Below are 14,113 nucleotides of genomic sequence, written 5' to 3'. Positions count from 1 at the left end.
CCTTGCCCTACAAGGCACCATCACAGTTCTGACCGCCCATCCGGCCCGGCGTCGGCCATCAGCCCCAGCCGATGAAGGAGCCGCGTGACCGTCACCAGCATGCCCCAGCCGACCCTGCCCACGCAGCGAGCAGCACAGCCCGCAGAGGACGTGATCCTCGGTGTCGACACCCATAAGGACGTGCACGTCGCCGCGGTGATCACCGTGCTCGGCGCGCTCCTAGCCCATCAGGAGTTCCCGACGACCGCTGCCGGATACCGCCAACTCCTTGTCTGGGCACGCTCGTTTGGCGCCCTGCACCGTGCCGGGGTGGAGTGCACCGGCTCCTATGGATCGGCACTGGCTCGGTTCCTGCGCGCGGAGAACATCCAGGTCATCGAGGTCAACCAGCCGGACCGTGCCACCCGGCGCAAGCGAGGCAAGACCGACGCCGTCGACGCAGATGCTGCAGCCCGCGCGGTCCTGTCCGGACGCGCCACCACCACACCCAAAACAGGCGAGGGCCCGGCCGCCGACATGCGCGTCCTGAGACTGGCCAAGGAATCAGCCGTCAAGGCCCGCACCCAGGCGATGAACCAGCTCAAAGCCGTACTCCTGGGCATCGATCCCGCACTGCGCGAGTCCCTCTCCGGACTCAGGAACCCGGCACTGATCGCCCGGTGCGCGGACGGCCTGGCCGACAGCGACGACGCGGCCGTGTTCACCCTCCGGCTGCTGGCCCACCGCATCCAGCACCTGACCTGCGAGGTCAAGGAACTCACCCGCCGCGTCACCCGAGCCGTCAGCACCCACCACCCGCAGCTGCTGGAGATCGTCGGTATTGGCCCCGACAGCGCCGCAGCCCTCCTCATCGCCGCCGGCGACAACCCCGACCGGATCCACAACGAGGCATCTTTCGCCGCTCTGTGCGGCGTCAGCCCGGTCGAGCAGTCCTCCGGCAAGACCCAGCGCCGACGGCTCAACCGCGGCGGCAACCGGCAGGCCAACGCCGCCCTCTACCGCATCGTCATGACACGCATTCGCTGGGACGAGCGAACCCGCGCCTACCTGGAACGACGCACCAAGCAAGGCATGTCCAAGCGCGAGATCATCCGCTGCCTCAAACGCTACGTCGCACGCGAGATCTACCGCCACATCCAGCCGAAGACGACCGTCTCCGGCCTGTCCTCCACCGCTTGACGAAACATAGGGGCATCTACGGCACCCACAAGACGCCCACCATCAGAGCATGGCTGGCCAAACACCCCCGATTCCACCTGCACTTCACCCCCACTGGTTCATCCTGGCTCAACCAGGTGGAGAGGTGGTTCGGCTTCCTCGCCGACCAGAAGATCCGCCGCGGTGCACACAAAAGCGTACGTTCCCTGGAAGCCGACATCCGAGCCTGGGTCAAGGAATGGAACGAAAACCCAACACCGTTCATCTGGACCAAGACAGCCGACGAGATCCTCGACTCCCTCGCCCGCTTCTGCCAACGGATCTCCGGCGCAGGACACTAGTGAACCGGGTTCAGTTGGATGGGCCAGTCCGCCAGGTGACGAGCCGCTTCACGTCCTCTACGATCGCTGCATGATCGAGGGAAAGCTTGTCAGACTGCGCGCACCACGCGCCTCGGACCTTGATGCCCACCTGCAGTGGCGCAACGACCCTGAGGTCGTGCACTGGGCCGCCGGCGGGGACCCGCACTACGGTCCTATCACCCGAGAGTCGTTGGAGCGTTTCCACGATGCCCGACTCCGTCAGGACCCGCGTACCGAAGCCACGTTCACCGTCGAGGATGTGGCCGATGGCCATCCCATCGGAACTGCTGATTACCGCGATGTCGACCCGTTCGCTGGCCAGGCAACAGTAGGCATCATCATTGGTGAACCCAGCTACTGGGGAGGCGGGTACGGCTCCGAGGCATTGCGCCTGCTCCTGAAGTATCTGTTTGGAGCTTGTCGCATTCGACGCGTTGAACTGGATACGTGGAGCGGTAACGAGCGAGCCATCCGTGCAGCTCAGAGCGTCGGATTCGTCGAGGAAGGACGTCGACGGTCCGCTGTCCGCGTGGGAGACCAATGGTACGACAGCGTGGTATACGGATTGTTGCATGAAGAGTGGGTAGCAGAGGTGCAGTAATCAGCGGGCCAAACAACCCGCGTGGCCTGATGGCCCGAAATACTACCGGAGGCGCAGTGCACTCCTAGCGGTGGTTGAGGTTCCCCCGTTGTGCGGGAGATGCTGATCAGCTGGTCAGGGCGGGGTGGCGGGGGTTCAGTTTCACTTGTTCGGCCGTTGCCTGGTCGGCGTAGTGCTTTTCCTCGAACTCGATCGGGCTGAGGAAGCCGAGCCGTTTCTGGATGCGCCGGCTGTTGTAGAAGCCGTTGATGTACTCGAAGAGCGCCAGGTTCGCCTCGGCCCGGGTGGCGAAGACGCGCCCGCGGACACACTCGGTCTTGATCAGCATCCAGAGATTCTCCGCGAGCGCGTTATCGTAACTGTCGCCCACGGACCCCATGGATGCCTGAACTCCCGCCCTGATCAGGCGGGTTGTGAGCTTGATCGATGTGTATTGCCCGGACTCAATCGGTTGTCGCAACACCGGCTTCTTGAGTCAAGAGTAGGTGTTCGTTGAGGGCTTCAGCGGGTGTCTTCCATCCGAGGGTTTTGCGGGGGCGGCTGTTCGTGTAGGGCGAAGACCTCGGACGATGGGTCACGGCGCAGCGGCTGCCCGCGCCGCAGTCACGCCCGTCCCCGCAGGTGCCTGCGTACGCGCCCGTCATGTCCGAGGCACCCGTGCGCTCCGTGATCTCGACAGCAGGCGTGCGAGCACTCCGTTTCCAGTGGGGTGCTCTTCCTCATTTCCCGACGATGGCCCCGTCAGGGGCTTGGCGTTGCGGTCTCGTATCCCTAAGTTATGAGCAGAACATGAGTCCCGCTCACATTTAAGGATCTATGCGATGACCATGGTTCAACCTCCGTACCGCAGACTCAGATCCCTCACGTTGGTGTCCCTGCTCCTCGCCGTGATGACCCTGGCACTCGGCCCGATGCCCAGCTCCGCGGCGGAGCCCAACTGGTGGGATCCGACCGCCCGACCCGCACCCGACGCGCAGATCGGCGTCACGGGCGAGCCCTTCAAGGGCGCCGACGCCCAGGGGCGTGTAAGGGGCTTCGTCGACGCCCACGACCACATCATGTCCAACGAGGGCTTCGGCGGCCGGCTGATCTGCGGCAAGCCGTTCTCGGAGCAGGGCGTCGCCGACGCGCTCAAGGACTGCCCCGAGCACTACCCCGACGGCACGGGCGCCGTATTCGATTTCATCACCAAGGGCGACGGAAAGCACGACCCCAACGGGTGGCCCACGTTCAAGGACTGGCCCGCCCACGACTCGCTGACCCACCAACAGAACTACTACGCCTGGATCGAGCGGGCCTGGCGCGGCGGCCAGCGGGTGCTGGTCAACGACCTGGTCACCAACGGCGTGATCTGCTCGGTCTACTTCTTCAAGGACCGCAGCTGCGACGAGATGACCGCCATCCGTCTTGAGGCGCAGAAGACGTACGACATGCAGGCCTTCATCGACAAGATGTACGGCGGCCCGGGCAAGGGCTGGTTCCGGATCGTCACCGACAGCGCGCAGGCCCGCGAGGTCATCAATCAGGGCAAGCTGGCCGTCGTCCTGGGGGTCGAGACCTCCGAGCCGTTCGGCTGCAAGCAGATCCTGGACGTCGCGCAGTGCAGCAAGGAGGACATCGACCGCGGCCTGGACGAGCTGCACCAACTGGGCGTGCGCAGCATGTTCCTGTGTCACAAGTTCGACAACGCCCTGTGCGGGGTGCGCTACGACTCCGGCGCCCTCGGTACGGCCATCAACGTGGGCCAGTTCCTGTCGACCGGCACCTTCTGGAAGACGGAGACCTGCCGCGGCCCGCAGCACGACAACCCCATCGGCAACGCGAAGGCACCCGGGGCGGAGAAGCAACTGCCGGCGGGGGTGGCCGTCCCCTCGTACGCCTCGGACGCGCAGTGCAACACCCGCGGGCTGACCGGCCTGGGTGCGTACGCGGTGCGCGGCATGATGCAACGTCACATGATGCTGGAACTCGACCACATGAGCGTCAAGGCCGCGGGTCAGGCCTTCGACATCATGGAGTCGGAGTCGTACCCGGGCGCCATCTCCTCGCACAGCTGGATGGACCTGGGCTGGACCGAGCGGCTCTACAAGCTCGGCGGGTTCGCCGCCCAGTACATGAGCGGCTCCGAGGCGTTCAGCGCGGAGGCCGAGCGTACGGACGCGCTGCGCGAGAAGTACAAGGTCGGCTACGGCTACGGCACCGACATGAACGGTGTCGGCGGCTGGCCCGCCCCGCGGGGCGGGGACACCCCGAACCCGGTCAAGTACCCCTTCCGCAGCACGGACGGCGGCTCGGTGATCGACAAGCAGACCGCCGGCGAGCGCACATGGGACTTCAACACCGATGGTGCCTCGCACTACGGCATGGTCCCGGACTGGATCGAGGACATCCGGATCGTCGGCGGTCAGGGGGTCGTGGACGACCTCTTCTCGGGCGCCGAATCCTACCTCCGCACCTGGGGCAACACCGAGCAGCACACGTCCGGGGCGAACCTGGCCTCGGGCGCCACCGCCTCGGCGTCCTCGTCGGAATGGTGGAACCCGTTCGTCAGCTTCGCGCCCGGCAAGGCCGTGGACGGCGACAACGGCACCCGCTGGGCCAGCGAGTGGAACAACGACCAGTGGCTGCGGATCGACCTCGGATCCTCGAAGCCGGTCGAGCGTGTCACCCTCGACTGGGAGACGGCGTACGCGAAGTCGTACCGCGTCGAGCTGTCGGATGACGGCACGGCCTGGAAGACGGTCTGGTCCACGACCGCCGGTGACGGTGGCCTGGACACGGCGCGTTTCGCCGGAACTCCGGCGCGCTACATACGGATCAAGGGGCTGGAGCGCGGCACCCAGTGGGGCTACTCACTTCGCGAGGTCGGCGTCTACGCCAACTGACGCACCCGTGAGGCGGTGTCCAGGGCCGGGGCCGGCCGAATCAGCTCTCCTGATCCGGTCGGCCCCGGCTGACTTTCCGGCGCGTTCGCCGACCGAGCCGCGCAGAGCGCAGGGAACCACACGCCGCGAAATTCGATAGCCCCCGTCAGGGGCTTGGCGTTTCGGGCCCGCATGCCTAACGTATGAGCAGAACATGAGCCCTACTCACGTTTGAGGATTTCGTGATCACTCACCACTCCGAAGCCCGCCTCTGGCTCCTGAGCACCCCTGGCACCTCGTACGCCTTCCGGCTGGACGCCGACGACGTCCCCCGGCACGTGCACTGGGGCCGGCCGCTGACCCCGGAGCAGGCCGTCGTGATCGCGGCCGACCTGCCCGACGAGGACCCCGGCGGCGACGACCCTGGGGGTGAGGAGTACGTGGTCGAGGGCGGCCTGCGGTTCGGGGCGCCATCGCTGACCGTCCGGTTCGACGACGGTGTCCGTGGCTTCGAGTGGCGGTTCCTCTCGCACACGGTCGAGGGCGACCTGCTCACGCTCTCCTTCACCGACCGTGTCCGCTCCCTCGGTCTCGACCTGCACTACCGGCTCCGGGACGGCCATGACCAGATCGAGCGCTGGGCCGTCCTCACCGCGGACGAGCCGGTGGACGTCCTGCGGTTCGACTCCGCCGCCTGGACGCTGCCCGCCCGCGACGACTACCGCGTCAGCCATGTGGTGGGGGAATGGGGCCGGGAGTTCCAGCTCCAGCGCGACCGGGTGCCCGTCGGGGAGACCGTGTTCACCAGCCGGCTCGGCATCACGGGACAGCACGCCGGGCCGTGGCTGATGCTCGACGCGCAGGACGCCGCCGAGGAGCACGGCGAGGTCTGGAGCGCGGCCCTGGCCTGGAGCGGCAGCCGCCGGATCACCCTGCGCCGCGACTCCTACGGCCGCACCTCCTGGACGGGCGGGTTCGGCCACGAGGGCCTGGTCTGGAAGCTGGCCGCCGGCGAGCGTCTGGAGACCCCGGTCTTCACCGGGCTGTACGCCCCCGACGGCTTCGGCGGTACCAGCCGCCGCTGGCACGCCTACATCGAACGTGAGGTGCTGCCCGCCCGCCCTGCCGACCGCCCGTTGATCTTCAACTCGTGGGAGGCGACCGAGTTCGACATCAGCGAGAAGCAGCAGACCGAGCTGGCCGACCTGGCCGGGGGTCTCGGCGTCGAGGTCTTCGTCGTGGACGACGCCTGGTTCGGCGCGCGCACCAGCGACATGGCAGGGCTCGGCGACTGGTGGCCCAACCCCGACCGCTTCCCGAACGGCCTGGGCCCGCTCGCCGACCACGTCCGCGCGCTGGGCATGGGCTTCGGCCTGTGGGTCGAGCCCGAGGCGGTCAACCCCGACAGCGACCTCTTCCGTGCGCACCCCGACTGGATCCTGTGCCAGGACGGCCGTACCCGCACCCGGCGCCGCCACCAGCACGTGCTGAACTTCGCCCGCCGCGACGTCCGGGAATGGGCGGTCGACTGGCTGGTCAGGACCGTCACCGAGCTGGACGTGGTCTTCCTCAAATGGGACATGAACCGGCCCTTCAGCGAGGCGGGGCAGCCCGGTGCCGCCGACCCCGACCGGGTCTGGATCGAGCACACGCGCGGGGTCTACGAGGTGATGGACCGGCTGCGCGCCGCCCGTCCCGGCCTGTACCTGGAATCGTGCGCGGGCGGCGGCGGGCGGGCCGACCTGGGCGTGCTGGCCCGCGCCGACCAGGTCTGGACGTCGGACAACACCGACGCCGCCGACCGGGTCGCGATCCAGCACGGCCACTGCCAGCTGCTGCCCGCCCGTACCATGGGCGCCTGGGTCACCGACAGCCCGCACAGCTTCAGCGCCCGCCCGACCTCGATCCGGTACCGCTTCCATGTCTCGATGGCCGGGGCGATGGGTATCGGCGGCAACCTGCGGAACTGGAGCGAGGAGGATCTGGCCTGGGCCCGGATGCTGGTCGAGCAGTACAAGCGGATCCGGCCCGTGGTGCACGGCGGCGTCCAGTACCGCCTGGAGCACGACGCCGTGCAGTACCTCACCGAGAACGAGGTCGTCGTCTTCCAGTTCCAGCCGTCCGCGCTGACCCGCTCGGTCGCCCGCACCCGGCTGAAGGGCCTCGACCCCGACGCCCGCTACCGGGACGAGACCACCGGCGCCGTCCACGAGGGCGCCGTCCTGCTCAGCCACGGTCTCCCGCCGCTGCTGTCCTTCGACTGGACGAGCGAGCTCGTCCACCTCAAGAGAGTGTCCCGATGAGCCTTGCCCCCGAGCTGCCCGAGCGCCCCGAGCGCAGCCGGCTGTCCGAGCGCCCCGAGGCCCTCGCCGAGCCCGTCCGCCGGGTCGGCCCCGGCTGGGTCGCCCTGTACGTCCTGGCCAACGTCGGGGTGTTCATCCCGATGCAGGTACCGACCACGTTCCTGATGCCCGAGCAGATCGCCCAGATCGACCCGGCGGGGAAGGTCGGCAGCTACGCCTGGGTCAGCATGATGGGCGCGATCTCGGGCATCGTCATCGCACCACTGGCCGGCGCGCTCAGCGACCGCACCACCAGCCGGTTCGGCCGCCGCCGGCCGTGGCTGCTCGTGGGCTCGCTCGTCTGCATGGCGACGCTGGTCTTCACCGGCCTCCAGACGACGGTCGTCGGGGTCGCGCTCGGCTCCCTCGTGCTGTCCGCCTCGTTCATGATCATCGGTGCCGGACTCTCGCCGGTGGTGCCCGACCAGGTCCCGGTCGCCCAACGCGGCGCCGTGCTGGGCTGGGCCATGGTCCCGCAGGCGGGCGCCCTGATCGCGGGCGGGCTGCTGATCGGTCTGGTCACGGGCTTCGCCTCGCAGTACCTGCTGATGGCCGTACTGCCGCTCCTGATCCTGCTGTTCGCGACCACCATGAAGGATCCGCCGCTGCCCCGCCTGCACCGCGAGCCGTTCTCGCTGCGCACCTTCCTGGACGGCTACCGGATCAGTCCGCGCGCGCACCCCGACTTCGTCTGGGCGATGAGCTCCCGCTTCATCATGGGTCTCGGCTACGGCATGGGCACGCTCTACCTGCCGTACTTCCTGGACGACGTCCTGCACTACGAGAAGTTGTTCCCCGGCCAGTCCACCGAGGACGGCCTGCTCATCGTGATCGGCATCAACTGCCTGGCCACGATCTCGACGGTCGTCCTCAGCGGCTGGCTCTCCGACAAGCTGGGCAAGCGGCGCATGCTGGTCTTCCTCGGCGGCGTCACGATGGCCGTCGCCGCGGTCCCGCTCGCGCTGTCGCCCACGTGGACCATGACGCTGGTCGCGGCCGTCATCCTGGGCCTGGGCTACGGCGTGTACCTGGCCGTCGACACCGCCCTGGTCACCGAGGTGCTCCCCGCCTCGGCCGACCGCGGCAAGGACATGGCCCTGGCCAACCTGATGACCTCCCTGCCCTACGTTCTCGTTCCCGCGATCGCCTCGGTCGTGCTCAGCGGTCCGGGGGGCTACAGCTCGCTGTTCCTCTGCTCGGCGGCCATGTCCGCGCTGGGCGCGGTACTGGTCTGGAAGGTCAAAGCCGTCCGTTAGTACCGGGCAGGGCGGCGGCGTCGTCCTGCGGCAAATCCAGGGCATCACCCGGCGTGGCTCGCGACAGCGCCCGGGTGGCTCCGGCCATTCGTGCCTCCGGCCGCGAAGCACGCGTTGGGCACTGCTGGTTGCCGGTCACCGGCGTCGATCGTTCAGATAGCTGTTGAGGACTCGTTTGCACTCAGCGATCAGCTGGGCGTCGCCCTGCGGATCGATACGGAAGGCGAGTTGCAGCACACTGTCCGCACACTCCAGGGCAACCCGCACCGCGATCTCGAATTCGGCGTCGTCCTGGACCCCGATCAGGGAGGCGGTCAGTGAGCGCAGCCTTCCGGCGACCGCGGTGTTGTTGTCCAGGGTCGGCTCCAGGATGTGGTCCTGTCCCACCGCGCCAAAGTCGACCACGCCGAAACCGGTGATCGTCCGGCGCATGGTGACGAACTCGTCGACGGTCACATCCACGATGCCCGAGATGCCCTCGGGCTCCTCCTGCTCCAGCCGGTCCGCGACCCGCCCCAGGAAGGACTCCAGATTGCGGGCGGCGAGCGCTCCGATCAGCCCCTCCCTGTCGGAGAAGAACTGGTAAAGGGTGCCGATGGGCACCTCGGCCCTGCGGGCCACCTCCTTGGTGGTCAGCCCTGCGTAGCCGACCTCGTCCAGGAGTTCGGCGCAAGCGTCCAGCAGCCGTTCGAAGCGTTCGGCGCTGCGCTTCTGGACCGGCAGCCGGCGCAGCGTCCCTGCGGTGCGATCTTGATTCACGCTTCCATCATCCCATCGAGCGGGTTAACGTGAGCCCTGCTCATGTTTCAGGAGGTTAGACGTGACACTGGACCATCTCCCTGCGGACTTCATCTGGGGCGCCTCGACGGCGTCGTATCAGATCGAGGGCGCCACCAAGGAGGACGGCCGCGGACCCTCGGTATGGGACACCTTCACCGCGCGGCCCGGCACGATCCGCGACGGGCACACCGGTGACGTGGCCTGCGACCACTACCACCGGTACGAGGAGGACATCGCACTGATGGCCGAGGCGGGCCTCACCGGCTACCGCTTCTCCATCGCCTGGCCCCGGATCCAGCCGACCGGCAAGGGCGAGGTCAACCCCAAGGGCCTGGACTTCTACGACCGGCTGGTCGACGGCCTGCTCACCCGCGGCATCGAACCCGTCCCGACCCTGTTCCACTGGGACCTTCCGCAGGCCCTCGAGGACGACGGCGGCTGGCTGAACCGCGACACAGCACACCGCTTCGCCGAGTACGCCGCCATCATGGCCGACCGGCTGGGCGACCGCGTCCAGAAGTGGATCACGCTCAACGAGCCGTTCATCCACATGGTCTGGGGCTACGGTCTCGGCACTCACGCACCGGGCCGCACCCTGTTCCTGGACTGCCTGCCGGTCGCCCACCACCAGCTGCTCGGCCACGGCCTGGCGCTCAGGGAACTGCGGGCGCGCGGCCTCCAGGTGATGATCGCCAACAACTGCACCCCGGTCTGGCCCGCCTCGGACTCCCCCGCCGACCGCGCCGCCGCGCGAGCCTATGACAACCTGCACAACCGCCTGTTCAACGACCCGATCTTCACGGGCGCCTACCCGGACCTGTCGGACTTCGGCGCGGATGTGACCCTCGACGGCTCCGTCCGGGACGGCGATCTCGAACTGATCTCGGCCCCCTTGAGCGCGCTCGGCATCAACTACTACAACCCGACCCGGATCCAGGCGCCGGCGTCCGAGGGCCTGCCGTTCGAAGAGGCCCCCATCGAGGGCTATCGCCGCACCTCCTTCGACTGGCCCGTCGTCCCCGACGGCCTGCGGGAACTCCTCGTCGGCCTCAAGGAGCGTTACCCGGCGCTCCCGCCGGTCTACATCACGGAGAACGGCTGCTCGGCCGAGGACGTCGTCGATGCGGACGGGGCCGTCCGCGACCCCGACCGCATCGACTACTTGGACACCCACCTCCAGGCCGTCAACACCGCCGTGGCCCAGGGCGTGGACGTGCGCGGCTACTTCACCTGGACCCTGATGGACAACTTCGAATGGGCCGAGGGCTTCCACCAGCGCTTCGGTCTCGTCCACGTCGACCACGACACCCAGGTCCGCACCCCGAAGGCGTCCTTCGCGTGGTACCGCGACCTCATCCGCGCTCAGCGCGGTTGAGCCGCCCGCCGGGATCGCGTCGCGGATTGCGTACTCGCGGGGTGATGAGCTCCGGCACGTTACGCTGACGCCTCGTCATGCTCCGGGTGTGTGCCTCTCCGTCCACCGGGCGGAGGGGCACGGGTCTCACACGGTTGCGATGCCCGGGTCACTCACGCCGGCCTGACCGTTGTCGACGTGCCCGGCCAGGCGCCGCAGGTATCCGGCGTTGCCCTCGACCACGACCGTCAGGTCGTACCAGCGTTTGGTGGCGCGCAGGTCGATGCTCTGCACGACGGTGGCGCCGGCGCGGACCGTGTAGGTTTGGCGCCCGCCGCCGTACGCGTTGGTCACGGTGAGGTGCGCGTCGGCGGTCGACGGGTTGGTCAGGGTGAGCTTCAGGTTGCCGGCGTCGTGGCGTGCCGTCACCTCCGGCTCGGCGGCTTTGTTGTTGCCCTTGAAGGTGCGCAGGAAGCCGTTCGGGCCGTGGGCCGTGAGGTCGTAACCGCCGCCGGAGTACGCCGAGTTCCAGCTGTCGGAAACGGGTTTCCCGGCTGCCGCCGTGTACGTCCACGGGCCGTCGGTGCGCTTCTGCGAGCGCACCTGGAAGGCGGCGCCCGCCCGGTGCCCTGCGCTGAACGTCAGCTTGTACTTGCCGGTGGTGAGGTCTGCGGCCCCGTCGACGTAGGGAGCGTAGGAGAGCGGGCGGCTCGGCCGCGCCCCGGCCTCCTGCCGGGGCAGGGTGCCCTGGGCGGGTGGCTTCGGTACGTAGCTGTTGTGGCGGTCGCGGTCAGGCGGGGTGTAGCCCGCGGTGTCCGGCAGGTCAGCCGGGTCTGTGATCTTGAGGGAGAAGTCGAAGGCGGATGTGAGGTCACCGCAGATGGCGCGGCGCCATGGTGAGATGTTGGTTTCCTTCACTCCGAACCGGTTCTCCATGAAGCGCAGGATCGAGGTGTGGTCGAAGGTCTCGGAGCAGACGTATCCGCCGGTGGACCATGGCGAGACGACGATCATGGGGACGCGTTGTCCGAGGCCGTAGGGGCCTGCGGCGTATCCGATGCTGCCCTTGTAGTGGTCGAGTGTGGTGTCGACGGTGGACAGGCCCTGGGCTGCGGAGGCCGGCGGGTAGGGCGGCACGACGTGGTCGAAGTAGCCGTCGTTCTCGTCGTATGTGATGAAAAGGGCGGTCTTGCTCCATACGTCGGGGTTCGAGGTGAGTGCGTCGAGTACGTGCGAGATGTACCAAGCACCGTAGTTTGCTGGCCAGTTGGGGTGTTCGGAGAACGCTTCGGGTGCGGCGATCCAGGAGATCTGCGGGAGCCTGGCGGCCTTGACGTCGGCTTTGAGGATGTCGAAGTATCCGTCTCCTGCCTTGGCGTTCGTGCCGGTGCGGGCTTTTTCGTACAGGGGGTCGCCGGGCTTGGCGTTGCGGTAGTTGTTGAAGTACAGCAGGGAGTTGTCGCCGTAGTTGCCGCGGTACGCGTCGTTGATCCAGCCCCAGCCGCCGGCCGCGTCGAGGCCGTCGCCGATGTCCTGGTACACCTTCCAGGAGATGCCTGCCTTCTCGAGGCGTTCGGCGTATGTCGTCCAGCCGTAGCCTGCTTCCTGGTTGCCGAGGACCGGGCCGCCGCCGGTGCCGTCGTTGCCGACGTGGCCGGAGAGCATGTAGTAGCGGTTCGGGTCGGTCGCACCCATGAACGAGCAGTGGTAGTCGTCGCAGATGGTGAATTTGTCGGCGAGGGCATAGTGGAACGGGATGTCGTCCCGTGTCAGGTACGCCATGGTGCCGGCGCCTTTGGCGAGTATCCACTTGTCGTACTTGCCGTTGTTGAACGCGGTGTGGCCGCCGGCCCAGTCGTGATCGAGGCCCGCGATGAACTGCATGCCCAGGTCGTCGGCGTCCGGGTGGTACGGCAGGGTTTCTATGCCGACGATTGCCTGGTTCCATACCGGTTTGCCGCTGGGCAGTGTCACCGGGCGGGGGTCTCCGAAGCCCCGGACGCCCTTCATCGACCCGAAGTAATGGTCGAAGGAACGGTTCTCCTGCATGAGGACGACGATGTGTTCGATGTCCTGGACGGTTCCGCTGCGGCGCGCCGCGGGGATGGCGGCTGCGCGGTCGATGGAGCCGGACAGGGCGGCGAACCCCGTGGTGGCTCCGGCGATTTGAAGGAAGCGACGCCGATTGATTTCGGTCATGGCTGTGGGGGTCCTCCTGTTGTGTCGGTGATGTCCGTCCTTGAAGAGGGGCAGACGGAGTATTCAAGAGGACCCGGGCTTGAGGAAAGGGGGCCGAGGTGACGGTCGCGCAAAATGTGGGCGGCTGGTGTGCGGGCCGTCAGCCCGTCGCCGCACGTCGTGTCACAAGTCCCGTTCCACTGCCCTCGGATCGTGTGCCGTTCAGAAATGCGTCGCTGCAGGTCGCAGGGGGTCTGGTGGCGCTCAGGGTCGCGTGGGACGATGCCGCGGGTGATTGTCTCGCTGGTCTATCGGGTGACGAGGAAGCTGTTGTCGGTCCCGGTGTTGCTGCTGCGTCGGCAGGTAACCAAGGACGCCGAACTTCTTGTCCTGCGGCACGAGAACGCGGTGCTGCGCAGGCAACTTGCAGGTCCGGTGCGCTACGAGCCGGCGGACCGGCTGTGGTTCGCGGCGTTGCCCTCGTTGATACCCCGGCGTCGTCGGGCGCAGGTGTTCCCGGTGACTCCGGGCACCGTGCTGGCGTGACATCGAAGGCTCGTGGCGCGCCGGTGGGACTACAGCAAGCGCCGGAGCAGGCCCGGCCGGCCACCGACCACGAAGGCGATCAAAGAGCTGGTGCTGCGGCTGGCCGCAGAGAATCCGCGTTGGGGGTGTCGCAGGATCCAAGGCGAGCTCGCGCGGCTCGGGCATCGGGTCGGAGCCTCCACGGTCTGGGAGATCTTGACTGTTGCCGGAGTAGGCCCTGCTCCCCGTAGAGGTGGGCCGACGTGGCGAGAGTTCCTGACGGCGCAGACCGACGGCGTCATCGCCTGCGACTTCCTGCACATCGACCTGGTTGATCTTCGCCGGGTCTACGCGCTGGTCTTCCTCGAGCACGGCACGCGCCGCCCGCACATCGCTGGTGTGACCGCGCATCCGACCGCGCAGTGGACGGACCCTGAAGACGGCGCCGCGGGCCCCACGGATGAACGCGCACTGCGAAAGGGGCATCGGGACACTCCGGCGCGAGGCTCTTGCGGCCCCCTGGAACCTACGACAGGCCACATGTCAAGCAGCGACTTGCCGACACTTCCCAGCGCCCCACCGCCACAGGGGGTGAGTAGACGTCAGAAGATCACCTGTAAGGGCTAATGGCCTTTCAATCTCCCACATTGCAAACGACTTTGATGGTCACTCAGATCTCTTTCGAAGCGGCGT

9 protein-coding genes and 2 pseudogenes are annotated in these 14,113 nt (G+C 67.7%); 8 read left to right on the top strand and 3 right to left on the bottom strand.

Annotation, left to right across the window (positions count from 1 at the left end; genetic code table 11):
* Positions 1-84: 84 nt before the first annotated feature.
* From OG936_RS36260 to OG936_RS36250, 3 genes and pseudogenes are all read left to right on the top strand, one after another.
* Positions 85-1,179 carry an IS110 family transposase gene (locus tag OG936_RS36260; protein ID WP_406500019.1) on the top strand — a complete coding sequence of 365 codons (1,095 nt, stop codon included), beginning with the start codon at positions 85-87 and terminating at the stop codon, positions 1,177-1,179.
* Positions 1,180-1,196: 17 nt separating this feature from the next.
* Positions 1,197-1,499: pseudogene (locus OG936_RS36255) on the top strand (transposase); the annotation flags it as partial.
* A 70-nt stretch (positions 1,500-1,569) separates the two neighbouring features.
* On the top strand, positions 1,570-2,121 hold the full coding sequence (locus OG936_RS36250; protein ID WP_406500018.1) for a GNAT family N-acetyltransferase: 552 nt from the start codon (positions 1,570-1,572) through the stop codon (positions 2,119-2,121).
* 106 nt (positions 2,122-2,227) lie between these two features.
* On the opposite strand, the gene OG936_RS36245 is transcribed toward OG936_RS36250, so the two are convergent.
* A complete protein-coding gene (locus tag OG936_RS36245) occupies positions 2,228-2,584 on the bottom strand; it encodes a transposase (protein ID WP_406500017.1) in 357 nt (118 codons plus the stop codon).
* A 358-nt stretch (positions 2,585-2,942) separates the two neighbouring features.
* Between OG936_RS36245 and OG936_RS36240 the strand changes: the two genes are divergently transcribed.
* The 3 genes from OG936_RS36240 to OG936_RS36230 all read left to right on the top strand — a co-directional run bounded on the left by OG936_RS36240 (position 2,943) and on the right by OG936_RS36230 (position 8,583).
* Positions 2,943-5,006, top strand: coding sequence for a discoidin domain-containing protein (locus tag OG936_RS36240; RefSeq protein ID WP_406500016.1), 2,064 nt, complete (start codon positions 2,943-2,945; stop codon positions 5,004-5,006).
* A gap of 221 nt (positions 5,007-5,227) precedes the next feature.
* The gene (locus tag OG936_RS36235) at positions 5,228-7,288 is read left to right on the top strand and encodes an alpha-galactosidase (protein ID WP_406500015.1); all 2,061 of its coding nucleotides are present in this window, start codon (positions 5,228-5,230) and stop codon (positions 7,286-7,288) included.
* Positions 7,285-8,583, top strand: coding sequence for an MFS transporter (locus OG936_RS36230; RefSeq protein WP_406500014.1), 1,299 nt, complete (start codon positions 7,285-7,287; stop codon positions 8,581-8,583). The genes OG936_RS36235 and OG936_RS36230 overlap by 4 nt, the downstream gene beginning before the upstream one ends.
* 135 nt (positions 8,584-8,718) lie before the next feature.
* Here the strand turns inward: OG936_RS36230 and OG936_RS36225 are convergent, their stop codons facing one another.
* The gene (locus OG936_RS36225; protein ID WP_376306039.1) at positions 8,719-9,342 is read right to left on the bottom strand and encodes a TetR family transcriptional regulator; all 624 of its coding nucleotides are present in this window, start codon (positions 9,340-9,342) and stop codon (positions 8,719-8,721) included.
* 61 nt (positions 9,343-9,403) lie between these two features.
* Between OG936_RS36225 and OG936_RS36220 the strand changes: the two genes are divergently transcribed.
* Positions 9,404-10,738 carry a GH1 family beta-glucosidase gene (locus tag OG936_RS36220; protein ID WP_406500013.1) on the top strand — a complete coding sequence of 445 codons (1,335 nt, stop codon included), beginning with the start codon at positions 9,404-9,406 and terminating at the stop codon, positions 10,736-10,738.
* Positions 10,739-10,864: 126 nt separating this feature from the next.
* Here the strand turns inward: OG936_RS36220 and OG936_RS36215 are convergent, their stop codons facing one another.
* Entirely contained in the window at positions 10,865-12,916 is a 2,052-nt protein-coding gene (locus OG936_RS36215) for a phosphocholine-specific phospholipase C (protein WP_406500012.1), read from the bottom strand.
* A gap of 270 nt (positions 12,917-13,186) precedes the next feature.
* Here OG936_RS36215 and OG936_RS36210 point away from each other — a divergent pair.
* Positions 13,187-13,931: pseudogene (locus OG936_RS36210) on the top strand (helix-turn-helix domain-containing protein); the annotation flags it as partial.
* Positions 13,932-14,113 lie beyond the last annotated feature (182 nt).

The sequence above is a fragment of the Streptomyces sp. NBC_00846 genome (assembly GCF_045207325.1).
Classification (GTDB): domain Bacteria; phylum Actinomycetota; class Actinomycetes; order Streptomycetales; family Streptomycetaceae; genus Streptomyces.
The sequence above is the reverse complement of the archived record's forward strand: the minus strand, read 5'-3'. Positions and strand labels throughout refer to the sequence as shown.

Bases quoted from the DNA above. Each gene is read 5' to 3' on its own strand.
- OG936_RS36250 (WP_406500018.1), top strand. From the start codon at position 1,570: ATGATCGAGGGAAAGCTTGTCAGACTGCGCGCACCACGCGCCTCGGAC.
- OG936_RS36240 (WP_406500016.1), top strand. From the start codon at position 2,943: ATGACCATGGTTCAACCTCCGTACCGCAGACTCAGATCCCTCACGTTG.
- OG936_RS36230 (WP_406500014.1), top strand. From the start codon at position 7,285: ATGAGCCTTGCCCCCGAGCTGCCCGAGCGCCCCGAGCGCAGCCGGCTG.
- OG936_RS36215 (WP_406500012.1), bottom strand. From the start codon at position 12,916: ATGACCGAAATCAATCGGCGTCGCTTCCTTCAAATCGCCGGAGCCACC.